This window comes from Rhizobium ruizarguesonis, from assembly GCF_012349115.1.
Taxonomy (GTDB): domain Bacteria; phylum Pseudomonadota; class Alphaproteobacteria; order Rhizobiales; family Rhizobiaceae; genus Rhizobium; species Rhizobium ruizarguesonis.
Genome location: NZ_PQIG01000067.1, coordinates 102,246 through 125,406 on the forward strand (window position 1 = coordinate 102,246; position 23,161 = coordinate 125,406).

The window sequence follows — 23,161 nt, forward strand, 5'->3', positions numbered from 1 at the left end:
ACGTGGCGGGCCGTATCCTCCCGCATGAACGAGACAGCAATGCTCCCAGCAGACGCCCAGGCGGTATCCCCGAAAGAGACGCGCAAGCGGCCGCTTGTTGTCATGCAGTCGGTCTCGAAGGTCTTTTCCAGCGGCACTGCCGCCCTTTCGAACATGTCGCTGACAGTCGAAAGCGGCGAGTTCGTCAGCCTGCTCGGCCCTTCCGGCTGCGGCAAGTCGACGGCGCTGCGCATCATAGCCGGTCTTGGCGATGTCACCTCGGGAACGATCGACTGGCCGAGTTCGCGCATCAACTCCAGGGGTCTGCCGGAGGGCGATATCGGCTTTGTCTTCCAGGAGCCGACGTTGATGCCCTGGAAGAACGTGTTCGACAATGTCCATCTGCCGCTGAGGTTGAGGCGCGTTTCGAAGGCAGCCGCGCATGATCAGATCATGGAAGTGCTGACCACCGTCGGCCTTCAGGATTTTGCCAAGGCCTATCCGCGCGAGCTTTCCGGCGGCATGAAGATGCGCGTCTCGATCGCCCGTGCGCTGGTGACGAAGCCGAAGCTGCTGCTGATGGACGAGCCTTTCGCCGCGCTCGATGAGATCACCCGCCAGAAGCTCAACGACGACGTGCTGCGGCTGTGGAAGGCGACCGGCATTACGGTGATTTTCGTGACGCATTCGGTCTTCGAGTCCGCCTATCTCTCGAACCGCATCGTCGTGATGAAGGCAAGGCCCGGGCGCGTGCATGCCGATGTCCCGCTGATCACCAGCCTCGAACGCGACGCGCACTACCGCACCTCGGAAGAATACCGCAAGGCCTGCGAAACGGTATCGCATTCGCTGATCGGGGCGATCAATTCGGCAGGGGATCATTGATGAGTGACGAAACAGACACATCGCCGCTGCTCGTTAAGGGTACCGCAAGCGCAAGGCGCCGCGATCTTGCGCTGCGTATCGCCATCCCCTTCCTCGTCATCGCCCTGATGATCCTCGTCTGGTACGCCTATGTGAAACTGTCCGGCGTGCCGCCCTATATCCTGCCAGGACCGGCCGCTGTGGCAAACGCCTTCGTGACGGATTGGGGTACGCTTGCCCCTGCCCTCTGGGTCACCACCAAGATCACCTTCATCTCATTGATGCTGGCGCTTGTCGGCGGCGTCGGTTTTGCGATCTTTCTCGTGCAGTCGCGCTGGGTCGAGCTTGCCTTCTATCCCCTTGCCGTCATCCTGCAGGTAACGCCGATCGTCGCCATCTCGCCGCTGATCCTGATCTACGCTCCCTCCACGCAGGTAGCGCTGCTGATCTGCGCCTTCCTCGTCGCCTTTTTCCCGATCCTTTCGAATATGGTCCAGGGCCTGAAGAGCGTCGACCACAATCTGATCAACCTCTTTGAGCTCTACGGCGCCTCGCGCTGGCAGACGCTGCTCTTTCTCAAACTGCCTGCCGCCCAACCCTATTTCATGACCGGTCTTCGCATCGGCGGCGGCCTCGCGCTGATCGCCGCCGTCGTCGCCGAATTTGCCGCGGGCTCTGCCGGTGCCGGCTCCGGTCTTGCCTTCCGCCTGCTGGAAGCGCAGTACCGGATGAACATACCGCGGCTCTTTGCGGCGCTCTTGATGCTCTCCATGCTTGGGGTGGCGATCTTCGGCCTCACCACCTTCATCGCCTGGCTGAGCCTTCATCGCTGGCATGAAAGCAGCATCAAACGGGAAAACTGATGACCTATTCCTTCATATCCCCGCCGAATGCGGCCCGCTTCGTGCTGAGCAATGCGACAGTGCCCGCCGTCACCGTCGAGCAAGTCGACGTGCCGGTCACGGAAGGGCTGGCCACGGTCGATATCGTCATCAGCGACGGCATGATTGCCGCCATCCGGCCGGCCGGCACCGCACCCACCGATTATGCCAGGACCGATCTTAAGGACGGCATGGTCTGGCCGTGCTTTGCCGATATCCATACCCATCTCGACAAAGGCCATATCTGGCCGCGCCAGGCCAATCCCGACGGCAGCTTCATGGGCGCGCTCGATGCCGTCAGGGCCGACCGGGAAGCCAACTGGTCAGCCGCAGACGTCAAACGGCGCATGGAATTCTCGCTCCGCTCCGCCTATGCCCATGGCACCAGCCTGATCCGCACGCACCTGGATTCGCTTGCGCCCCAGCATCGCATCTCCTTCGGGGTTTTTGCCGAAATCCGGGATGCCTGGAAGGACAGGATTGCGCTGCAGGCGGTCGCCCTCTTCCCGCTGGATGCCATGGCAGACAGCGCCTTCTTTACCGATCTCGTCACAACAATCCGACAGAACGGCGGCCTGCTTGGCGGTGTCACCCGGATGGGGCCGGAGCTTGTCTGGCAGCTCGACACACTCTTCGGGACGGCCGCAGAGCAGGGCCTGGATGTCGATCTGCATGTCGACGAGACGGATGATCGCGGCGCGGAAACACTGAAGGCAATCGCCGAGGCCGTGCTGCGCAACGGGTTCGAGGGCAAGGTGACCGCCGGCCATTGCTGCTCGCTCGCCCGCCAGGACGAAGACACCGCCGCGCGGACCGTCGAGTTGGTCGCCAAGGCGGGTATCGCGGTCATTTCACTGCCGATGTGCAACATGTATCTGCAGGATCGCTACCCCGGCCGCACCCCGCGCTGGCGCGGCGTCACCCTGTTCAAGGAACTGGCCGCCGCCGGTGTCGCGACCGCGGTCGCATCCGACAATACCCGCGACCCCTTCTATGCCTATGGCGATCTCGATCCGGTGGAAGTCTTCCGCGAGGCCGTACGGATACTGCATCTCGACCATCCGCTCGATACCGCCGCCCGTGTCGTCACCACCTCGGCCGCCGCCATCGTCGGACGGCCGGACAAGGGCCGCATCGCCGCCGGCGATCCTGCCGATCTCGTGCTCTTCAGCGCGCGGCGCTGGAGTGAATTCCTGTCCCGTCCGCAGTCTGACCGCGTCGTGCTTCGCCGCGGCAAGGTGATCGACCGCAGCCTGCCGGATTACCGTGAACTCGATAACGTCGTTGGAGCCTGACATGGCCGATTATCAGAAGATCAAAAAGGAACTCGAAGGCATCGCCGTTGAGGATAATCCGGCGTTGGTTCGCCAGAAGAGCCGGGATTTCTACTGGTATTCGCCTGTACTCAAAGCTCAGCTCGACAATGTGACGGCCGATCTCGTCGTCACACCAAAGACCGAGGAAGAGGTCATCCGGACGCTGAAGGTCGCCTATGCCCATGGCGTACCGGTCACGCCGCGCGGCGCCGGCACTGGCAATTACGGCCAGGCCATGCCGCTTTCCGGCGGCATCGTTCTCAATCTTGCCGCCATGGACAAGATCAAGGAGATCCATCCTGGCCGCGTCATCTGCGAACCGGGCATCGTGCTTGCCCAGCTCGACAAGCAGACCAAGGCCCATTCCGGCCAGGAGCTGCGTTTCCACCCCTCCACCGCCCAGACGGCGACGGTCGGCGGCTTCGTCGCCGGCGGTTCCGGCGGCGTCGGCTCGATCACCTGGGGCGGCTTGCGCGACCTCGGCAACATCCTGCGCCTGCGCGTCGTCACCATGGAGGCCGAGCCGCGCGTCCTCGATCTCACCGGCTGGGATCTCCAGAAGGTGAGCCACGCCTATGGCACCAACGGCATCATCACCGAGATCGAGATGCCGCTTGCACCTGCCTATGACTGGGTCGATGTGCTCGTCGGCTATGACGACTTCATGGAAGCGGTGCGCTTCTCCGACGCACTGGCGAAATGCAATGGCATCCTCGTCAAGGAGATCGCGCCGATCGCCGCTCCCATTCCTTACGACTATTTCACCCGCCACAAGCCCTATATCCGTCAGGGCCAGTCGATCGTCGTGCTGATGATCGCGCCGCACTCCATGGATGCTTTTCTTGCCTTCACGGCGGCGCAGAAGGGCGAGATCATGTTCCGCTCCGACAAGGTGGAAAGCATGCGCGGCATCCCGCATGCCTATGAGCTTGCCTGGAACCACACGACATTGCGTGCGCTGAAGGTCGACCCGAGCTTCACCTATCTGCAGGTGCAATATCCGGGACCGGATCATGTCGCCAAGGTTCGGAAGATGGTGGAGATCTTCGGTGACGAAGTGCCGGGTCATCTCGAATTCATCAAATTCGACGGCCAGATCCAGTGCTCCGGCCTGCCGTTGGTGCGCTACACCACCGAGGAGCGGCTGGAGGAGATCATCAAGATCCATCAGGACAATGGATGCCCGATCTTCAACCCGCACCGCTATACGCTGGAAGAAGGCGGCATGAAGCGCACCGACGCGGTGCAGCTCGCCTTCAAGCAGGAAACCGATCCGAAGGGCTTGCTCAATCCCGGCAAGATGATCGCGTGGGACAATCCCGATTTCGATTTCAACGCCGGCAAGAACTATCTCTTCCCTGGCCTGGCGGCCCTGATGGAGGCCTCATGAGGGTTCTCGTCCTCCACTCTCACCCGGTCGAGGAAAGTTACGGCAAGGCGCTTTACCGGCAAACCGTCGAGAGCCTGCAGAAGGCCGGGCATACAGTGGATGGCTGCGACCTCTATGAAGAGCAGTTCGATCCGGTGCTCTCGCGCCGCGACCGGCTCGTCTATCACGACTATCCGGAAAATCTGAAGCTGGTGGAATCGCATGTCGAAAGGTTGAAGGCGGCCGAGGGGCTGGTGATCTGCACCCCGATCTGGAACTTCGGCTTTCCGGCGATCCTGAAGGGATATTTCGACCGAGTCTGGCTGCCGGGCGTTTCCTTCGATCTGGTCAACGGCAAGGTGGAATCGCGGCTGCGCCACATCCGCAAGCTCGCAGCCGTCCTGACTTATGGCGCAACGCCCTTCCGGGCCTTCGCCGCCGGCAACCCGCCGAAGAAAATCGTAAAGCGCGTGCTGAGGGCGCAGATCAATCCGGTGAGGCCGGTGACGTTCCTCGCCCATTACGACATGAACAATTGCACGCCGGAGACGCGGGCAAAATTCCTCGCCCGCGTCGGAGGGGCAATGGAGCGATTCTAGAGCAGTTCCAGCAAAACTGTGCTGCGCCTTTGCCAGGCAAAGCGCGAAGCGCTTTTGCCGGGAATTGCGTGAAAACAAAGAGGTAGAGCATCTCCGTGCTTCGAAGAAAAAAGGAAATGCTCTACAAGATTTTCGCGGCCGTCACCTCGACCTCGACGAGGAACTCGGGGCGCGTAAAACCGCCGATGACGAGCAAGGTGGAAACCGGCTTCGGATCGAGCGTATAGCGATCCCGTACAGCCATATAGGCCGGGAAGTCCTCGCGGCGGGTGACGAAGCCCGAAATGCGGATCACATCGGCAAAACTCATCTCCGCCTCTTCGAGGATCGCCTTGATCGCCTCGAAGCAGAGTTCCGCCTGAGCAGTGACATCGCTCGGAACGGCATCGTCGAGACCGATACCAAGCTGGCCCGACGTGACGAGCAGCGCTGCGCCAGGCGGCACCAGCAGGCCGTGATTGTAATTTCCAAAAGGCCGGCGCACCGAGGCCGGATTGAAGATCTTCTTCATCGATCGCTCTGAAATTTTCCCATAGGTCGGCAGATACCGCGACCCTACAGGATGCGGCAGGATATGAGAATATCGCTGCCGCTCATGATGCCTTGCGAGGAGTGATGCGGGACAACCGCCTTGGAGGGATCGAGCCGATGATCGTCCAGGCGCCAGGTCACTATCTTTCGGTATTTGATCTGACGTTAGCCGCGCGTCATCTTTGCGTCACGCGCCGCGAAGCGACCAAGTGGATTGGCCGGTTGCCTTCGAAGGCCCGTCCGCTGCGCTGCCCGTCCGCCGCGCTTTTGTCGCCGTCCAATTGAAACTGGTTGACCAGATCCCGTAGGCGGCCTGCCTCGGAGGACAATGAGGCAACGGCAGCCGTCGACTGCTCGACCATCGCCGCATTTTGCTGGGTCGCCTGGTCCATCTGATTGACCGCCGTGTTGATCTCAGCAAGTCCCGTCGACTGCTCGCGCGCCGATGTGGCAATCGCATCCATGAGTTGGTTGATCTGTACGACGTACTCACCGATCGACTTCAGCGACGTTCCGGTTTCGAGAACCAGTTTCACGCCATTTTGCACGTCAGTTGACGACTTTTGAATAAAGCCCTTGATCTCCTTGGCCGCTTGAGCGGCGCGCTGGGCAAGCTCGCGGACTTCCTGGGCGACAACGGCAAAACCCTTGCCCGCCTCACCCGCACGGGCAGCCTCAACGCCGGCGTTCAACGCCAAGAGGTTCGTCTGAAAGGCGATTTCATCAATTGCACCAATGATATTTGAAATCTGCTGTGAACTGTCCTCGATGCGTCGCATCGCCCCTTCGGCCTCCGAGACGACAGTTGCCGACCGCTGAGCGCTGATATCGGCTTCTTTGGCGACATTGCGCGCTTCGTCGGTGCGTTTGGTCGCCATCGTTACATTGGACGTGATCTCGTCCAGGGCTGCTGCCGTCTCCTCGAGAGAAGCTGCTTGTTGTTCGGTACGCTTGGAAAGATCCTGCGCGGCAGATGCAATCTCACCGGTACCATTATCGATGCTATGCACCGTCTCGAGCACTGCGCCGATCGTAGCGCCCAATTGCCGGAGCGAGGCGTTGAAGTCTTCGCGCAAGGCTTCATATTCAGCCGCAAATTGTTCTGAAAGCTGGAAGGATATGTCGCCTGCTGCAAGCCGCCGGAGACCTTCGCCCAATGTCGTGGTCGCGAAGCGCAATTGTTCCGCCTCGCGTTCGGTGCGCTGCTGGGCTGCGGCGCGCGCTGCCTCGCTCTCGCTGCGGGATTCAGCCGCTTCCTTCTCGAGCCTGACGACGTTGAGGGCATTCTGACGAAAGATTTCAACCGCACCGGCCATTTCGCCGACTTCATCGGCGCGACCGGCATAGGGAATATCACTGTCAAGATCGCCATCCGACAGGCGCCTCATGGCGGAAGCGATGCTTCGGATTGGGTTGGCGATGCCCGATATCGCAAAGAAGATGCCGGCTATGGCAAGAAGCACGGCCAGCGCTGCGATCGCGGCCGTCAGCAGGAAAGCGGATTGTGCGGTATCACCGCTCGCGGTCACAAAGCCTTCGGCCTGGTTGAGAATGAAAGCGACCAGATCCGCCACCGCCTTGTTCACCAGCTCGGCTTGCGGCTCCATATTTTCCTTGAAGAGGCGGATTGCTTCAGGCGTCTTCCCGTCATTTTCAAACGCGGTCATTTGCTCTGCCAGCGCGCGATATTTGGCGAGTTCCGGCTTGATCTGGTTGATCAGTTCGCGCCCCCGCTCCGTGCGGACGCCTTTTTCGTATTCGCCGACAACCGTGTCCAGCGCAACGCCAGCAGCGTCGATCTCTTGCTGTCCGGCCTTCTTTTGCTCCGCTGTGTCCACGAGAAGGTATTGCCCATAGACGAGTTTCAGACCGAGGAAGTCGTCCTTGATCTCGCGAGCCGTCACAAGCCGCTGCATCCAGAAGGTCCCGATCTGCTCGGTATTGGCACGAAGTGTCGAAATCGTGCTCAGCGAAACATAGGACAGGCCAACCATGAACAGACTGATGATCGACAGCTTTAAGATCAGGGCTTGCTTGATACTCGGGCGTTTCATGCGGGTCTCCTCGAAGCTACTGGGACGACCGGTGTGCCGGCTGATGCAAGATCTCGCACCAGATTCAATAATTTAGTATTAACTAAACAATGGTCCCGCTCTATTTTCCGAGATCTTCTGAGTGGGTCCATACTTCCGCGATCAATTAAACGCCATGCGACTTAGAGTTCCTGGAAATCAAAGGAAATAGCATCCATGGCGAGCGCAAATATCAGCGCCATCGGGTCTCGATAACAAGAAATGGATCGGTCGACATTGACCCGGCTTTGGACATTGAGATCGGCACGATCTGGTCATCTTCGCCATGGAGAACCAGTCCTGCCGTCTGCGAGATCGGCAAGCATCTGCAGGCTTGCCAATCGGTCCACGGAACACATACTGGGTCCATGCAGCAATCTGAAAACCAACCTGCCGGCATTGAAATCGCGCTCTGGCAGTATTCCAAGGACGAAGGCGACGGGAACCGCTGGATGCAGTCGCTTTCACCGGATGAACGGGGGCGCGCCGCGACCTATCGGTTTGAACGAGACCGGGCCTCTTTCATTGCCGGCCGGTATATCGGCAACTGTTGAGCGTGCAAACCGGGATATCGCCGAGCAAGCTCCCATTGTCTCCAGACAAGCACGGCAAGCTAAGACTTGAGGGAGATGACAGGCTGCAGTTCAGCCTCGCCAATGCCGACGGGCTTGTGGCGGTCGCTGTCGCTTCAGCATGTGATCACCTGGGAATAGACTGCGAACGCGCCGACGTCGAGATCGAGGAGGCGGCGTTGGATAACTATTGCAGTGCAGACGAACGGCGCTGGCTGATGGAATTGCCTGCGCGCGAACGCGCGCGTGCGGCTAAGGCACTCGGCGTCGGGCTGCGCGAGGATCCCCCGCAACGTCACCTTTTCCTGGAAGGATGGCATCCCTGTCATGGTCGGCGGCGACCGCGATCGGCGATGGCATCACCATCTGGTCGAAAGCGGCAGCCAGCACGTCGTCGCGCTGGCTGCTTGCTCTCAATCCGAGTTTCCCGGCATTTCTATCAGCCTATTTCAGGACGACAGCAGGCCGTCCGATACCGCGCACCCGCCACCGCTAGGGATGGCAGGTTGTCTTGCTCGACTACGACTGGTCTCGACAGAGTGTTTCATGACAGGGGCGACCGTCTCGGCAAGCAGCAGCCGGTATCTGATTTAATGGCGCCCGTCCGGTAGCGGACAGGCTTCGCCGCAGCCGCCCACGCCCGGCAGATTGTAGCGCAGGCAGCAAACCTTCCGACGGGCGAACTCAAGGCCGCACTGCTGGCGCGCAATGCGGATCATGCCGAACATCGGATTGCGCCGGCCGCACGGCCATGCGGGCTCTTCAAGCAGCGCCAGGCCGCCTTCGACGAGGCTGGGCTCGTGACGATGGGCGACTTCCTTGAGGATCCAGGAGAGATATGCCGCAACATTGTTCCAGAGAAGCTTCGGAGCAACCCCTGCATTGGCGGCGATCGCCGCGATGATAGGCTCGGCGTGGCCGCGCATCAGCCGATGAAGCTTAGCAGTTGGATCGGTGGCAACGTCGGGCCTTCCGGACATCACGAATGCTTCCGGCTCACCCGTATGCTCGTTGCAGACGAGCGAAAGCCCGTCGATCTCCAGCGGCAGCCCGATGCGGTGCACGAACATGTGGACGCTGGGCGCGATCGTCAGCATGCTGAAATAATAGAGCGTCCACATGGAGACGATCGCGCGGCGGTCGCTGCCCTTAAATTTTTGCGCATATCGGCCAGTGATCTCGTCGAAGATCGCCCGGTCGCAAAGATGCCTGCAGGGAATGACAATGCCAGTCTGCGGCGGGGAACTGAGCAGCTTGCCGCGGCAATAGGAGAATGGGCCGTCGCCCACCAGGCCGTCGAGGTCGACGGCCTGGTGGGCGACGGGATGATCAGCGATCAACGTCGCGGGCTGGAGCGCTCCGCTCGTCTCCGCCGCCATGCCTTACCACCGATACTTCAGGGTCGCCGTCATGTTGCGGCCCTTCGTTAAAAATAGGCTATCTCTATAAATTCGCGATACATTATTAGAAACATTCAAAAAAACGCGTGCCATTGCTTGGTCCCTACGCCACGGGCGCGGGCGGAACCTATGCAGCGAAATTAGCCTTGTCAACTTAAAATGACTATTTTAGTCATCTTTTAATCGACAAAAATCCACGCCTTCGACACTCCCGAACAGGTTGCACGTAGATTGGGGCGTAACGTCCCGTGCGGTTAAATTGCCAACGGAGGCGTTCTGTCGTGCGAGCGCCCAACTGCGGACCGCGACGACTGTCAACCTGCCGGTCTTGATGGGGATCGGGCTGACGATCCCGCGTTGTTGCAGATGCAGTCTGTAGTTGATTTACGGGATCGCTCGGCAATCATCTGACGCTTTGGCGCTGCTACGTTGGTGCGTACCAAGGGTTGATAACCTTAAGCCCTGCGGCTTCGAAGGGACTAGAGTCGCGGGTAGCGACAATAAATCCGTTCGCCGCGGCAGTTGCGGCAATATAGGCATCTGCTTTACCGATTGCCCGACCTGCTGCGCGTGCTCGCGCCATTAATTCCGAATAGCTCTGTGATGCAGCCATGTCGAAGGATAGAACGCGTCCTGAAAATAGAGGCAGAACTTCCTGTTCTAGTCGATCGTCGAGGACGGTCTTTCGCCTTCCGCTAGGCATCGCGGCAATGCCGAACCGTAACTCAGCCACTGTAATCGCTGAAACGAACAGCGTTTCCACTGCTTGGGCATCGATCCACGCCAGCACCTGATTATCGGGTGTGGGTTTCCATGGCTCCGAGATGACGTTGGTATCGATCAGGATCATTCGAAACTCATAGGTTCCGCAGGCGTTTTGTCTCGGACGAGCTGCAGATTATCCACGTCGTCGTTCGAAAGCCCTGCCTCGCGTCCGATTGATGCTAGCAACGAGCCCAACATCACGCGTTCAGCTGGCCGTACCGCTGTTTCTAGGATGTCACGGATTTCTGCTTCGGTACTGCGGCCGTGATGAGCTGCCCTCACTCTCAAAGCACGATGTGTCTCGTCAGACAAATTGCGTATTGTAACTGCTGCCATTGATTGCACTCCCTTAACGCTGATGGTCATGCTATCAATATATGGAAATTGATATCACCTAGCAACTCTTCGAATTGGTTTGGAATGACGCTTTTTGAACTGCAACAAATTGCAACCGTCTTCCAACTGCCACTCCCATTAGAGCCGCCGGCCAATTACGGGATCAGACCCGTGGTCCGATATGCCCGGATCGTCCGGTCGTAGATGCCGATATCCTGGCAGCCGCGCGCGACCAATTGCCCCCCCTCGATGGCTGCGAAGATCGCCATGGCGTGCTCCCGCAGATCTTGCTCGCTTGCCGAAGGCTTTGCCCTTGAGAGCACCTTAGTCAGCCAGCCGACATTCATCGCGGCGAATTTGTCCACCTCGGTTCTGACCTCGGCAGGAAGGTCGTCGAGTTCCGCGCTCATAATGCCGCACAGGCACATGCGATTATCGCTGGCCAGGGCAGCGCGAAAGATCGCCGCGTATCTGTCCATACACCAACTCGCATCGTTGGAAGTGGCCAGCAGCTCCGCCAGGTAGGCTGCGCCCTCCTCCGTATAGCGACGCGCCAGCGCGGCGCCGAGATCGCCCTTGGTCGGAAAATGATAGTGCACGCTGGCGCTTTTGATCCCGACCTCTTTCGCGAGTTCACGAAAGCTCAGCGCATTGTAGCCATGCGACTGCACCGTCGCTTTTGCGGCGGTCATGACCGCCTCGCGCATATCCGTTTTGGTTTTTGCCATCATCGGTCCACACCTATCACTCGATAGATAGTTGTTGACGACCGAAAAGGGAAGAGATATCTGTGGATCGTAATCTATCTATCGATAGACAGACAAAGGAGTCTCTCATGAAAATCTTCGATCGCCCTGGCTTTCCAAATCCGGCCCGTATCCGCATCGTGCTCGCCGAGAAGGGGTTCGAACCGCAGGTCGAGTTCGTCTCCGTCGACCTCATCGGCGCCGAACATAAGCAGCCGGCCTTCCTCGAAAAGAACCCGTCTGGCGTCCTGCCGGTTCTCCAGCTCGACGATGGCACCTACATCAGTGAGTCCACCGCCATCACCGAATATCTCGACAATCTCAACGGCGATCCACGGCTCACCGGCAAGACGCCGAAGGAAAAGGCCGTCATCCACATGATGCAGAAGCGGGCCGAGACCGAGCTACTCGATGCGGTCGGCAACTACTTCCATCATGCGACGCCCGGCCTCGGCGCCGAGCTGCAAGTATTCAAGAGCCCGGAATGGGCCGGCCGTCAGGACTGGGGCAACCGCCAGCGCGATAAGGCGCTAGCCGGAATGAGGTATTTCGACACGGTGCTGCAGGACCGTTCGTTCGTCGCCGGCGATACATTCTCGATGGCCGACATCACGGTGTTTGCCGGGCTGATGTTCGCGGACGCCGCCGGCATTGCCATCCCTGAAGATCATTCCGCGCTGAAGTCCTGGCGCGCAAAAGTCTCCGAACTGCCGAGCGTCAAGAATCGCAGCGGCCAGATGTTCGTCGCGGAGGATCTGCGGAGGCTCGGCTTCTAATCCCCCGCACGAAAAGCGATGCGAACACCGCACCGACGCCCAACCACAGTCGCCAATCGCGCCGCCCATGCGGCATAATTCTCACGGAGTTTCCTCATGTCTACGGTTTCAACACCCGACAGCGCTTCCCGGCGCAACCTGCTGAAAGGGGTCGCCGTCGCCGGCGTCGGACTGGCGGCGGCCGGTGCCAGCGCGAACTCGGCGGCAGCAAAAACGCCCGCGTCAATCCATACCGGGAAGCCCACAGGCGACCGCCTGGTCACGAAAGACGGCACCAGCCTCTACTTCAAGGACTGGGGCACCGGTCCGGTCGTGGTGTTCAGCCATGGCTATCCACTCTCGTCCGACGCCTGGGAAGACCAGATGTTCTTCCTGTTGCAGAACGGCTATCGCGTCATCGCCCATGACCGTCGGGGCTTTGGCCGGTCGAGCCAGCCGTCCGGCGGTTACGACTACGACACCTTCGCCGACGATCTGGCGCAACTGGTCGAGGCGCTCGATCTGCGCGAGGCAACCTTCGTCGGCCATTCGATGGGCGGTGGCGAGGTCGCACGCTATGTCGCGCGTCACGGCCAAAGCCGGGTCGCCAAGGTCGCCTTCGTCTCCTCGGTGACACCCTTCCTGCTGAAGACTGCGACCAATCCGAACGGTGCTCCCAAAGAGCTGTTCGATACGTTCCGCGCCGCCGTGCAGGCAAACCGGTCACAGTGGAATCTCGACGTCACCATGCCGTACTACAGCTTCAATCGTCCGGGGGCGCATGTCTCGGAAGGCCTACGGGAGAGCTACTGGCGGCAGGGACAGGTAACCGGCTTGCTAGCCGCCTACCATGCGCTCGGGGCGTTTTCGGAAACCGATTTCCGCGATGACCTCAGGAAGATCACCGTTCCCGCGCTGGTGGTCCACGGCAGCGACGACCAGATCGTGCCGCTGGAAATCTCCGCGAAGTTGACCGCGGGGCTCGTTCCACATGCCAAGTTCATTGTCTACGAAGGCGGCTCGCATGGTCTGCTGCACGTCGACAAGGACCGCTTGAACGCCGACCTGCTGGCGTTCCTTCGCGGCTGATGGCGTGCAAAGGCCGGGGGCCGGCCGTAGCCCGGCCGCCGGCCTTTGCGTACGATCGAATGCGGGTCTGGCGATCAGGACGCCGCGATCTCGTTCATCGACGCGTCGTAAAAGAGATCGTCACCAAACTCCTCCCCGACGATGCCGCCCAGTTCTGCCGACAGTGACACCGCGGCGTCCAAAGGCGAAAATGTCATCGTCACCCGCTGCACGAGCCCGGTCTCGTCGCGCTCGATGACCCCCACCGCTTCCAGATCGAGGCCGGTGCGAGACTTGACACTGTGCAATTGCACATTTAGATGTACCCCATGCCGACACCCACTGGTCCCCATCTCTGTTACGCCCTCGCCGCCCGCCAGAACGCGCGGCATCTGAGCCGTCTTTACGACAATCATCTGGCGCCTGCCGGACTGTCGGTCTCGCAGTTCTCGATTCTGTCACTGCTGGAAGCCTACCAGAGCCTCAAGATCACCAGTCTGGCCGAAATGCTGAGCATGGAGCGCACGACTCTGGTCCGCGCGCTGAAGCCGCTGCAGGCAGCCGGATGGGTTGTCGCCGGCAGAACCAGCGGCCGCGCCTTCGATGTCACCCTCTCCCCTTCCGGCGTCGCGAAGGTATCGGAGGCAGTCCCCCTTTGGGAAAACGCCCAGGCCGCGTTTGAGCGGGAGGTTGGACAGGACCGCGCCGTGCGCATGCGCGATGAAATTCTGGAGCTGAACCTCGGCGGGTAGCTCCCCTTTTTTTACCGAAAAGTGTGTAATTACACATTTTATGATGCAGCCAAACACAAGGAGATGAAAATGACCGACACGTTCCTCGTTACCGGCGCCACCGGTGAGACCGGCCGCTACACCGTCCAGCGCCTGCTCGAGAAGGGCCACGCCGTCCGCGCGATGGTCCACAGGCAAGACGAGCGCGCCGACGCGCTTCGCAGCGAAGGCGCGGAGGTCGTGGTCGGCGATCTCTTCGAACATGACGACGTGATCCGCGCCGCCGCAGGCGCCACCTCCGCGTATTTCTGCTATCCCGTCCGTCCGGGCATCATCCAGACGACCGCATACTTCGCCGATGCAGCCAAACGCGCCGGGCTTAAAGCCGTGATCAACATGTCGCAGATCTCGGCGCGCGAGGACTCCAAGAGCCATGCGGCGCGCGATCACTGGATCGCCGAGCGGATCTTCGACTGGTCGGGCGTCCCCACCATCCACCTGCGACCGACCTTCTTCTCGCAATGGCTGCTTTACCCGTTTGCGCGCAAGACGATCGTCGAGCAGAGAATCATCGATCTGCCATACGGCGCTGGCCGTCATGCGCCGATCGCCGCCGAGGATCAAGCCCGCCTGATCGCCACGCTTCTGGCGGAACCGGCCGCCCATATCGGCAAGACCTACAGGCTTCATGGGCCGACCGAGCTTGACCAGCCGGGCATCGCCGCAGCCATCAGCGAGGTGCTCGGCCGCAAGATCAGCTACCAGCCGCTGACCATCCCCGCCTATCGCGATCGGCTGGAAAAGTTCGGCCTGCCGGAATTTTTGATCCAGCATTTCTGCGCGATCGCCCTCGACTATCAGAACGGCATCTTCTCGGGCGCAGACAAGATCATCGCCGAAGTGACGGGCGTGCCACCGATGACCGTTCAGGACTTCGTCACGTCGCACCGGGCCGCCTTCAATACGCTGAACGCGGCGGCGTAAGCCGCTCCGGCATCGAGGACAGGACATTGGCTTCACCGGGTCCGAAGCGCCGGCTCCGTCCAACCCGCTGGTGGCGGCGCGATGCACGCGCCGCCCGGCCAACCTTCCAGGAGAAGCAAGTTGAACATCGACCTTTCAGGTAAAGTCGCGCTGGTTACAGGATCCACCGAAGGCATCGGATTTGCCATTGCCCGCGGCCTCCATGAGGCGGGCGCAGCGGTAATTATCAACGGCCGCAGCCAGCAAAAGGTCGATGCGGCGGTGGCGCGCCTCGGCGGCCCTGCGCGCGGTCATGCGCTCGACCTCGCCGGCGCCGAGGGGTGCGACGCGATGATCCGGGCCGAACCCGAGCCGGACATCGTCGTCAGCAACCTCGGCATTTTTCTGCCCCTGGACTTCTTCGAGACCGACGATGCGATCTGGGACCGCCATTGGCAGGTCAACGTCATGGCAGGCGTGCGCCTGGCGCGCGCCTACCTTCCGAAAATGGCTGCCAAATCGTGGGGGCGCTTCATCTTCCTCGGTTCGGAATCCGCCTTCAATATCCCTGTCGAGATGATCCACTACGGCGTCAGCAAGACCGCCGACGTTGCAGTTGCACGCGGTCTCGCCAAGCGCATGGCTGGCACGGGAGTGACGGTGAACTCGGTGCTACCGGGCCCGACCATGTCCGAAGGCGCCGCCGAGATGCTCAAGGGGCATGTCACCGCCGAGCGGTCCTTCGAGCAAGCCGGCATCGACTTCGTCAAGACGCATCGTCCGACCTCCATCATCGAGCGGCCGGCAACCGTCGAGGAGGTTGCGAACATGGTGGTCTACGTCGCGTCCCTCCAGGCGTCCGCGACGACCGGCGCGGCACTGAGAGTCGATGGCGGCGTCGTAGACTCGCTCGTCTAGCGCCCGATCGAAACGCGCGCCCCGCCGGTTCTCCGGCCTCCAGATCGCAGGAGAACCGTTAGGCTACGGAGTCCCCGGACCTTCCCCCTCGGCTCCTCGACCAGCTCGGTCGGCAGAGATCAAGGTGGCCGTAAAACGTCCAGATTCCAAACTATTTTCTACGAAAGCAGGAGAGAAAGAGAACGACCTGTCTTTCTTCGGTCCATTTACATGCCTATGTTTCAAACGTGGGCTTGTCGACCTCCTGGCTGACGCCACACGCTAGTCCGCATTGGTCATAAATCAGATTTGGGAAGAGAGATGACACGATACGTTATCGTGGGGGCAGGCGCGGTTGGTGCGAGCCTCGCTGCGCAGTTCGAACTTTCCGGCATCACATATGCGCTCGTCGGACGCGGCGCACAGATCGGTCATATAAAGAAGTATGGTCTGAGCTACCAACGTCCCTCTGGCAAGCGACAGATCGGGCTTAACGCTTTCGACCTCAGCGACCCGCCCAAATTGGCCCTCGATGATATCCTGTTGTTAACGGTCAAAACTCAGGACGCGGCAAGCTCCCTGGCCTCCTGGTCATGGCGTCAAGTGTCGGATTCAGCGGGGGCAACGGCTGCCAGTCTCGCCATCGTCACCTTTCAAAATGGCTTGGCGACAGAAGCGATGGCGCTCAGAACTTTCGCCAGGGTTTACGGAGCCAGTATTCTGACGCCTGCACGGTTTACCGAGACCGGCTCCGTTGCGGTGGCGGGTGATCCGCAGGTCGGCGTGGTCACCATAGGGCGTTTCCCGTCGGGTTTTGATGAAACAGCCGAGCAGATTGCGGCGGACCTCACCCGCGCAAATTATCTGGCGGAAACCAGCAATGATATCCGCCGTTGGAAATCAGCCAAACTTCTTCACAACGTCAGAAACGTCTTGGAATTGTTCGTTGGGGCCGAGGATCTCCGCGTCTCAATCGCCGATGCGCTGGTCAATGAAGCTCGTCAAGCTCTTGAGGCTGCCGGTTATAACCTCGCCTCACCCTCGGAGCGGACCACAGATCTTTCAGGGTGGCGCATAGCTCAGGACAGTGGCATCCATCCCGGTCAACAATCGACTTGGCAGAGTTTTACCAGAGGCGCTTCGAGTGAAGTCGATTTTCTCAACGGCGAAATCGTCTTGCTGGGTCGTTTGCACAATATTCCGACACCCTACAATGAGGTTGTCCAGAATCTTGCTGGCAGATTGGAGCATCAGGGCGGCTTCACGAAAGCACTGGCGCTTGACGCGATTCAATCACTTGTCGACAGACCCGATCAGGGCAGCAACACCGGTCTCGCCGCAGCGACCTGATGTGTCGCCTTCCAATTGTTCAACGATGCAACCACCAACCTGAAGCGATCCAATGAGAGAACCAATATCAGAACAGATCCTCGCCGCAGCCGGCGGGCTATTTTACAGCGAAGGTATTCGGGCTGTTGGGATAGATCGCATTATCGAAGAAGCGAAAGTTGCAAAGGCAACGCTCTATCGACACTTCCCGTCCAAAGATCATCTTGTTGCAGCCTATCTCCAGGATCGCCACGAACGTGTTATTCGCTCCTTGCGGGAGGCCTTGGACGCGACGGGTGCTCCGAGAGACCAGGTCAGAGTTATTTTCGAGCGCCTGTATGAAAAGGCCGACAGCCCGGAGTTCCGGGGCTGCGCATTTGCTCTTGCGGTAGCCGAGCATGGCGATTCCGAACGCGTCGTGACGGTCGCTCGCACACATAAGAAAGCCGTAGGCGACATCTTCCGCGCCGTCATATCCAAGGCCGGGCTCGGCCTTGACCAGACGGCCGCGCATCTATCGCTTCTTTATGAAGGCGCGCTTGCGACGGTGGCAGTGGGACGTGACCCGACAGCGGTTCTCGTCGCCCGAGACTGCGCACTTTCCGTCTTCGACGCCGCGATCCCACACGACCGGACATCTTGAGAGCACCAGAATAATGACAAAGATCATTGACTATTTCTTCGGCATCGGCTCGCCATGGGCTTTCATCGGTTTGGACCCATTCGCGGCACTGGCGTCCGAACAGAACGCAACGATCCGCCCGTATGTCATCCCCCTGATCGAGGATAACGGCGCGATCTATTCTCGCAACCGGCCGGAGGCCCGTCGCGCTTATTGGACGAAGGATCTCAAGCGTTGGGCGGCCATCCGGGGCAAAACGTTGAACTTCGAAAACCGTGCAGCCTTGTCGGATCCAACGCCCGCCGGCTTCCTTGTCCTTGCCGCCATCGATGCGGGCGAAGACTGGCTCAGGCTGACGAAAGCGCTGCAGGAGGCCTTCTGGTTGCGCGGAGAAAATATCGGTGACGCAGAGGTCCGTCGTGCGATCGCCGATGCCGCGGGTTTCGATGGCGCGGCTTTGGAAATACGTGCCCAGGGCGAAACTGTGCAATCCGCCTGGAAAGCAAATTATGAGACGGCCAGGGGCGCCGGCGTCTTCGGGCTTCCGACCTTCCGCTATGACGGCGAACTTTACTGGGGGCAGGACAGCCTGCCCTTCCTCGAGCGTCACATGAAGGGCGAAAAACTCATCGCCTGATCCATCGCAAAAACATGGCTGACCGCTCCGAGACGGCGGCCCTGTTTTGCGTCCTCATGGCCGTCATCAAGAATGCCATCGATCCGAAAGGCATCATGAATCCGGGAAAAATCCTTCCGGAACAGGTTTTACTGGCCAGTCTGAAAAGGGCCTGATCGCCGAGGATACTGTCAAATGAACAGGTTCAAGACCCACAGCTCCCATTGGGGCGCGTTTTCAGGCCGATACGAAAACAGAGGTCTTGAGATCCGGCCTCATCCCGGCGATCCGCATCCATCGCCATTACTGGGCAACATTCCGGCGATCGCCCATAGCCCTATGCGTATCAGGCGGCCGGCGATCAGGCGCGGCTGGCTCGAAGGCACGCCGGATCACGCGCAGAATCGCGGAGCCGACGACTATGTCGAGGTCAGCTGGCCGCGCGCAGCCGACCTTGTCGCAAAAGAGCTGCAGCGCGTTTACGGAAACTTTGGTCCGGAGGCCGTGTTCGGGGGATCCTACGGCTGGTCGAGTGCCGGACGCTTCCACCATGCGCAAAGCCAGATCCATCGGTTTCTCAACGTGCTGGGTGGTTACGTCAGTTCCGTCAACACCTACAGCTCCGGCGCTGCCATGGTCATCCTCCCGCATGTATTGGGACCATACGACCATTTCGACCGCAAGAGCGTCACCTGGGATGCCATCGAGCGGAGCAGCGAACTGGTTGTCGCCTTCGGCGGAATGGCGCTCAAGAACACGGACGTGCATGGCGGCGGCATCAGCGCGCATATTGTGCGCCAGACGCTGAACGGCGCGAGCGAGCGCGGCGCGCGCTTTGTCCTCGTCAGCCCGCTGAAGGACGATTTTCCAGCCGAACTGAATGCACAATGGCTGCCGATCATACCGGGCACGGATGTCGCGCTGATGCTCGGCCTTGCATATGCGCTCGTCAGTGAGGTACTGCACGACCGCGGATTTCTCGACCGCTATACCGTTGGCTACGAGCGTTTCGAGGCCTACCTGCTTGGCCGCAGCGATGGCGTCGAAAAGAGCCCAGAATGGGCGTCCCACATTTGCGGAATCGGCGTCGAAACCATCCGGGATCTAGCGCGAACCATGGCAGGCGCCAGGACGTTGATTACCGTCAGCCATTCGCTGCAGCGAGCCGACCATGGCGAGCAACCTGTCTGGATGGGCGTCGTGCTGGCAGCAATGCTCGGGCAGATGGGACTGGATGGCGGCGGCTATGCCTATTCCCTCGGCGCATTGGGGAATATCGGTAAGGGTCAACTTGGCGTTCCGCTGCCGACCCTCAGCCAGTTCAAAAATCCTGTGGCGGATTTCATTCCCGTCGCGCGTATCGCCGACATGCTCCTCAATCCGGGTGACGAGTTTCACTATAACGGCCAGGCGATGCGTTATCCTGACATCCGCCTCGTCTATTGGGCGGGAGGCAACCCGTTCCATCACCATCAGGATATCAACAGGCTGCGGGCGGCGTTCAAGAGACCGGAGACCATCATCGTTCACGAGACGGCTTGGACGTCGTCGGCGCGTCATGCGGACATCGTGCTGCCGGCGACGACCACGATCGAGCGTGACGATATCGGTGCGGCGGACCGCGATCCGCTGATGGTCGCCATGAAGAAGCTGATCGAGCCGGTCGGCGAAGCACGGGACGATTATGAGATCTTCTCCGAGATAGCGCGCCGTCTCGGCAAGATCGAAGAGTTTACCGAAAACCGGACCAGCAAGGAATGGCTCGCCTTTCTTTTCGAGACGACGCAAAAGGCGCTTGCCGCCGCCGGGCACCAGGCTCCCGCCTTCGAGGCGTTCTGGGAGCGTGGAGAGATGCGCCTGCCGCTCAAGCCCAACGATGGCGGACCAGCGCGCGCCTTTCGAGACGATCCGTCTGGATCTCCGCTACAGACGCCATCCGGAAAGATCGAGATCTTTTCCGAGACGGTCGAAAGCTTCGGCTATGACGATTGCCGCGGCCATCCGCGATGGTATCCGCCCAGGGCAGAGACAGAGGGGGATGAAAGCCGCTTCCCACTCCATCTGGTCTGCAACCAGCCGCATCAGCGGCTGCACAGTCAGCTGGACTACGGCGATTTCAGCCGTTCCACCAAGATAAAAGGCCGGGAACCCGTTCGCATCAACCCGGTTGACGCGGCCGAGCGCGGCATCTCGGATGGCGATATTGTCAGGCTGTTCAACGCGCGCGGCAGTTGCCTTGCGGCAGCGGTGATCAGCGAAGGCGTGCGAGAGAGCGTGATGCAGCTTGCGACGGGCGCGTGGTTCGAACCGGACGATGCGGCCGCCGACAAGGCCATGTGCGTGCACGGCAATCCGAATATCCTTACCCGCGACGTCGGAACCTCCCAGCTCGCCCAGGCGTCGACCGGGCAGCTCACCAGAGTGGAGGTAGAACGTTTCGTCGGCGAGCTTCCCCCTGTGCGGATATTCGAGACGATGAAATTCGTGGAGGGCGCTGCCGAGCCCGGCAGGATCGCCGATCCAAAGTGAATCCCCGATGGCACCTGCCGCCCGGCGAACCCTGCCTATAGAGGCCGTTGCCTCCTGGGGTCACTGAACAACAAGGGCTGGAAATCCTCGATCCAAACGCGCCCTCTTGTTGAAAAACGTGCCGCGTTAAGGATCTCCACACACCGCAAAAAGCTGATCCCTACCGAGACCGGAAACGAAACAAAAAAATCTACAAAAACTATAGAAAAAGAATAACCAGTCTTTCTAGGTCGATGCGCATTGCCTAGGCTGTCCCTCATGAATTTTGTCAAAGAAACTGAGGAACGCATCCCATGCCGAGAGGCAAATAGCGATCAGAAAGTGAGACTTGCGGCCGCGCCGCGACACTCATCAGGCTGCTTAACCCAGTCATAATCATCTCGCGGTCAGGGCGAGCGCCTTCGCCGGTCGATAGGTCTGCCGGCGGATGATGCCGTACGCCTGATGCAGCGACACCAGGATCAAAATGTATGTGCGGAACGGCAACAGCCCGCGCCGCAACCCTATCGAACACAACCCGAACCATCAGGATTTGCTCATGACCGAACGTTCTACGTTGCTCTCTCTTTCCCGGCGCCGTCTGCTGATAACGACGTCCGTGGCGGCGACTGCACTTTTGGTGGCAACGGCAGGCTTCACTTCGGCTCAGAGCGCTGACGGCAATGGCGGTGAGATCACTTTCCTGATCGACTCGCTGGGTGACACCTGGATCCCGAACAACAGCGCGATCTCCAGCTTCCAAGGCCACATCTGGGGCCACGTGGCCGACAAGCTCCTCTACGTCGACGCTGACGGCAAGGTCAGCCCCTGGATCGCGGAGAAGTGGGAGCAGAACGACACCGCCACCGAGTTCACCCTGCACCTGAAGAGCGGCGTGACTTTCTCCGACGGCACCGCGCTCGATGCGTCGGCCGTCGTCGCCAACCTCGATATCTGGTACGCCGGCCGCAAGAGTGACGGTATCAACCCGATTGGGCTCTTTCCGAAGACCTACGACCACGCCGAAGCAATCGACGCGGCCACGGTGAAGGTCTTCTTCAAGAAGCCGACACTCGGCTTCATCCCGACCCTCGGTTATCACGGCTCGATCCTCATCTCCCCGAAGACCCTCGCGCAGCCCGCCGCCCAGCAGGCCGACCTCAGCAAGACTTCCGGAAGCGGCCCGTACGTGGTTGAATCCTGGAAGGAGGGCGACTTCGTCAAGCTGGTCAAGCGCAAGGATTACAACTGGGGTCCGGCGGCGGTCGGCCACACCGGTCCAGCCTATCTCGACACAATTACCTACAAGCTGGTGTCCGAGCCCTCGCTTCGCGTTGCCGCTGTGCAGTCCGGCCAAGCCGACGTCGCTTACAACGCTTCGCCGCAGGAGCTGGAGTCTCTCAAGGCAGAGGGCTTCACCACCGCGACACCACGCTATCTCGGCTTCGTGAACGGCTGGGCGATCAACACCAAACTCGCGCCTTACAATGACCTGAAAGTACGCCAGGCCCTCCAGGCCGGTATCAATCGCCAGGAGATCATCGACACTGTCTACACGCCCGATTGGAAGCTCGCGACATCGTTCATCCAGAGCAACGTGCCGGGAGCGACCGACCAAAGCGACCTCTTGGCCTACAACCCCGAAAAGGCCGAGAAGCTTCTGGATGAGGCCGGTTGGGTCAAGGGCGCCGACGGCATCCGGACGAAGAACGGCGAGCCGCTCGTGCTGACGCTGCATTCCAACCCCTACCTCGCAACGTCGAAATCGGTCGACGAACTCATCGCCCAGCAACTCGGCAAGATCGGCTGGAAAGTCGCTATCCGTGCCTACGATGTCGTCACCTTCGGCCAAAAGGTCAAATACGGCGGTCCGGCTGTACCAGCTTACGAAGTGACGCGCAGCTTCATCGACGCAGGCACCGTCGCCAGCATCCTGACGAACGCCAACAACGGCGAGAACTGGTTCGCCCTCGACGAGAGCGACAAGACGCTCAACGAGCTACGCGACAAGATCGCCAGCGCTGGTTCCACCGAAAGCCGCAAACCGCTCCTGGACGAGTTGCAGAAGTACATCCTCGACCAGGGCTACTTCATCCCGCGCACGCAAATCGTCCAACGCATCTACGTGCAGTCTCCCAAGCTCAAGGGCGAGATCTACAACGGCGTTGCCTACGCCAGCTACTACACGGCCACGAAAAGCGAATAGTCCCGCAATTCAACCGGACAACGCAAGAAGGTGACA

General features: G+C 60.2%; 23 protein-coding genes and 1 pseudogene. 17 read left to right on the plus strand and 7 right to left on the minus strand.

What is annotated here, in order from left to right; genetic code table 11:
• The first annotated feature begins 39 nt into the window (after positions 1 to 39).
• The 5 genes from C3Y91_RS09680 to C3Y91_RS09700 are packed head-to-tail and all read left to right on the plus strand — an operon-like array spanning position 40 to position 5,008.
• Complete coding sequence (locus C3Y91_RS09680; RefSeq protein ID WP_024321530.1) at positions 40 to 864, plus strand: ABC transporter ATP-binding protein; 825 nt, start codon at positions 40 to 42, stop codon at positions 862 to 864.
• The gene (locus C3Y91_RS09685; RefSeq protein WP_029768014.1) at positions 864 to 1,706 is read left to right on the plus strand and encodes an ABC transporter permease; all 843 of its coding nucleotides are present in this window, start codon (positions 864 to 866) and stop codon (positions 1,704 to 1,706) included. The genes C3Y91_RS09680 and C3Y91_RS09685 overlap by 1 nt, the downstream gene beginning before the upstream one ends.
• Positions 1,706 to 3,019 (plus strand): cytosine deaminase, encoded by a 1,314-nt coding sequence (locus C3Y91_RS09690; RefSeq protein ID WP_024321531.1) that lies wholly within the window; start codon positions 1,706 to 1,708, stop codon positions 3,017 to 3,019. The genes C3Y91_RS09685 and C3Y91_RS09690 overlap by 1 nt, the downstream gene beginning before the upstream one ends.
• Position 3,020: 1 nt before the next feature.
• A complete protein-coding gene (locus C3Y91_RS09695; RefSeq protein WP_130663239.1) occupies positions 3,021 to 4,430 on the plus strand; it encodes an FAD-binding oxidoreductase in 1,410 nt (469 codons plus the stop codon).
• A complete protein-coding gene (locus C3Y91_RS09700; protein ID WP_024321533.1) occupies positions 4,427 to 5,008 on the plus strand; it encodes an NAD(P)H-dependent oxidoreductase in 582 nt (193 codons plus the stop codon). Before C3Y91_RS09695 ends, C3Y91_RS09700 begins: the two co-directional genes overlap by 4 nt.
• A gap of 121 nt (positions 5,009 to 5,129) precedes the next feature.
• On the opposite strand, the gene C3Y91_RS09705 is transcribed toward C3Y91_RS09700, so the two are convergent.
• Together C3Y91_RS09705 and C3Y91_RS09710 are read right to left on the minus strand one after the other, a co-directional pair.
• Complete coding sequence (locus C3Y91_RS09705) at positions 5,130 to 5,519, minus strand: RidA family protein (RefSeq protein WP_024321534.1); 390 nt, start codon at positions 5,517 to 5,519, stop codon at positions 5,130 to 5,132.
• Positions 5,520 to 5,715: 196 nt separating this feature from the next.
• The gene (locus tag C3Y91_RS09710) at positions 5,716 to 7,593 is read right to left on the minus strand and encodes a HAMP domain-containing methyl-accepting chemotaxis protein (RefSeq protein WP_024321535.1); all 1,878 of its coding nucleotides are present in this window, start codon (positions 7,591 to 7,593) and stop codon (positions 5,716 to 5,718) included.
• A 386-nt stretch (positions 7,594 to 7,979) separates the two neighbouring features.
• Here C3Y91_RS09710 and C3Y91_RS09715 point away from each other — a divergent pair.
• Positions 7,980 to 8,657, plus strand: a pseudogene (locus C3Y91_RS09715) (4'-phosphopantetheinyl transferase family protein); the annotation flags it as partial.
• 116 nt (positions 8,658 to 8,773) lie between these two features.
• On the opposite strand, the gene fhuF reads toward C3Y91_RS09715, so the two are convergent.
• From fhuF to C3Y91_RS09735, 4 genes are all read right to left on the minus strand, one after another.
• Positions 8,774 to 9,562 carry a siderophore-iron reductase FhuF gene (fhuF, locus tag C3Y91_RS09720; protein WP_024321536.1) on the minus strand — a complete coding sequence of 263 codons (789 nt, stop codon included), beginning with the start codon at positions 9,560 to 9,562 and terminating at the stop codon, positions 8,774 to 8,776.
• A gap of 445 nt (positions 9,563 to 10,007) precedes the next feature.
• The gene (locus tag C3Y91_RS09725; protein ID WP_027688084.1) at positions 10,008 to 10,433 is read right to left on the minus strand and encodes a type II toxin-antitoxin system VapC family toxin; all 426 of its coding nucleotides are present in this window, start codon (positions 10,431 to 10,433) and stop codon (positions 10,008 to 10,010) included.
• On the minus strand, positions 10,430 to 10,684 hold the full coding sequence (locus tag C3Y91_RS09730) for a FitA-like ribbon-helix-helix domain-containing protein (RefSeq protein WP_075224380.1): 255 nt from the start codon (positions 10,682 to 10,684) through the stop codon (positions 10,430 to 10,432). The genes C3Y91_RS09725 and C3Y91_RS09730 overlap by 4 nt, the downstream gene beginning before the upstream one ends.
• A 155-nt stretch (positions 10,685 to 10,839) precedes the next feature.
• Positions 10,840 to 11,415 carry a TetR/AcrR family transcriptional regulator gene (locus C3Y91_RS09735; RefSeq protein WP_029768016.1) on the minus strand — a complete coding sequence of 192 codons (576 nt, stop codon included), beginning with the start codon at positions 11,413 to 11,415 and terminating at the stop codon, positions 10,840 to 10,842.
• Between the two features lie 104 nt (positions 11,416 to 11,519).
• Here C3Y91_RS09735 and C3Y91_RS09740 point away from each other — a divergent pair, with 104 nt between their 5' ends.
• On the plus strand, positions 11,520 to 12,206 hold the full coding sequence (locus C3Y91_RS09740; protein ID WP_130663240.1) for a glutathione S-transferase family protein: 687 nt from the start codon (positions 11,520 to 11,522) through the stop codon (positions 12,204 to 12,206).
• 96 nt (positions 12,207 to 12,302) lie between these two features.
• The gene (locus C3Y91_RS09745; protein ID WP_024321540.1) at positions 12,303 to 13,274 is read left to right on the plus strand and encodes an alpha/beta fold hydrolase; all 972 of its coding nucleotides are present in this window, start codon (positions 12,303 to 12,305) and stop codon (positions 13,272 to 13,274) included.
• A 74-nt stretch (positions 13,275 to 13,348) separates the two neighbouring features.
• Here the strand turns inward: C3Y91_RS09745 and C3Y91_RS09750 are convergent, their stop codons facing one another.
• Positions 13,349 to 13,567 carry a hypothetical protein gene (locus C3Y91_RS09750; protein WP_024321541.1) on the minus strand — a complete coding sequence of 73 codons (219 nt, stop codon included), beginning with the start codon at positions 13,565 to 13,567 and terminating at the stop codon, positions 13,349 to 13,351.
• Positions 13,568 to 13,582: 15 nt separating this feature from the next.
• Between C3Y91_RS09750 and C3Y91_RS09755 the strand changes: the two genes are divergently transcribed.
• The 9 genes from C3Y91_RS09755 (at position 13,583) to C3Y91_RS09795 (ending at position 23,125) form a co-directional block, all read left to right on the plus strand.
• Positions 13,583 to 14,005 carry a MarR family winged helix-turn-helix transcriptional regulator gene (locus C3Y91_RS09755; protein ID WP_024321542.1) on the plus strand — a complete coding sequence of 141 codons (423 nt, stop codon included), beginning with the start codon at positions 13,583 to 13,585 and terminating at the stop codon, positions 14,003 to 14,005.
• 69 nt (positions 14,006 to 14,074) lie between these two features.
• Entirely contained in the window at positions 14,075 to 14,968 is an 894-nt protein-coding gene (locus C3Y91_RS09760; RefSeq protein WP_024321543.1) for an NmrA family NAD(P)-binding protein, read from the plus strand.
• Between the two features lie 120 nt (positions 14,969 to 15,088).
• Positions 15,089 to 15,865 (plus strand): SDR family NAD(P)-dependent oxidoreductase, encoded by a 777-nt coding sequence (locus tag C3Y91_RS09765; protein WP_024321544.1) that lies wholly within the window; start codon positions 15,089 to 15,091, stop codon positions 15,863 to 15,865.
• A gap of 300 nt (positions 15,866 to 16,165) precedes the next feature.
• Entirely contained in the window at positions 16,166 to 17,194 is a 1,029-nt protein-coding gene (locus C3Y91_RS09770; protein ID WP_024321545.1) for a ketopantoate reductase family protein, read from the plus strand.
• 52 nt (positions 17,195 to 17,246) lie between these two features.
• Positions 17,247 to 17,816: a TetR/AcrR family transcriptional regulator gene (locus C3Y91_RS09775; protein WP_024321546.1), complete on the plus strand. Its 570-nt coding sequence runs from the start codon at positions 17,247 to 17,249 to the stop codon at positions 17,814 to 17,816.
• Positions 17,817 to 17,829: 13 nt separating this feature from the next.
• Positions 17,830 to 18,432, plus strand: coding sequence for a 2-hydroxychromene-2-carboxylate isomerase (locus C3Y91_RS09780; protein WP_024321547.1), 603 nt, complete (start codon positions 17,830 to 17,832; stop codon positions 18,430 to 18,432).
• Between the two features lie 14 nt (positions 18,433 to 18,446).
• Positions 18,447 to 18,587, plus strand: coding sequence for an FAD-linked oxidase C-terminal domain-containing protein (locus C3Y91_RS09785; RefSeq protein ID WP_226532355.1), 141 nt, complete (start codon positions 18,447 to 18,449; stop codon positions 18,585 to 18,587).
• A 19-nt stretch (positions 18,588 to 18,606) separates the two neighbouring features.
• The gene (locus C3Y91_RS09790) at positions 18,607 to 20,940 is read left to right on the plus strand and encodes a molybdopterin guanine dinucleotide-containing S/N-oxide reductase (RefSeq protein WP_130663242.1); all 2,334 of its coding nucleotides are present in this window, start codon (positions 18,607 to 18,609) and stop codon (positions 20,938 to 20,940) included.
• A gap of 538 nt (positions 20,941 to 21,478) precedes the next feature.
• Positions 21,479 to 23,125, plus strand: a complete 1,647-nt coding sequence (locus C3Y91_RS09795; protein ID WP_024321549.1) for an ABC transporter substrate-binding protein — start codon at positions 21,479 to 21,481, stop codon at positions 23,123 to 23,125.
• Positions 23,126 to 23,161: the final 36 nt, after the last annotated feature.